The organism is Vibrio sp. OPT41, assembly GCF_015163595.1.
GTDB classification, from domain to species: Bacteria; Pseudomonadota; Gammaproteobacteria; order Enterobacterales; family Vibrionaceae; genus Vibrio; species Vibrio alginolyticus.
In genome coordinates this window covers 1-223 of record NZ_JADDYH010000080.1, presented here as the reverse complement: position 1 = coordinate 223, position 223 = coordinate 1, and the positions used below count along the sequence as shown (strand labels likewise).

The 223-nt window shown below is 52.0% G+C and carries 1 rRNA gene; it reads right to left on the bottom strand.

The features are described from left to right. Position 1: 1 nt before the first annotated feature. Positions 2-223: ribosomal RNA gene (locus IQP38_RS25180) — 23S ribosomal RNA — on the bottom strand; the annotation flags it as partial.

Below are 223 nucleotides of genomic sequence, written 5' to 3'. Positions count from 1 at the left end.
GGGTACGATTCCTTACAATCTGAAGCTTAGAGGCTTTTCCTGGAAGCATGGCATCAATGACTTCACTACCGTAGTAGCTCGACGTCGTGTCTCAGCCTATCGAGGAGCCGGATTTACCTAACTCTTCAGCCTACGCACTTGAACCTGGACAACCGTCGCCAGGCCCACCTAGCCTTCTCCGTCCCCCCATCGCAATTGTAAGAAGTACGGGAATATTAACCCG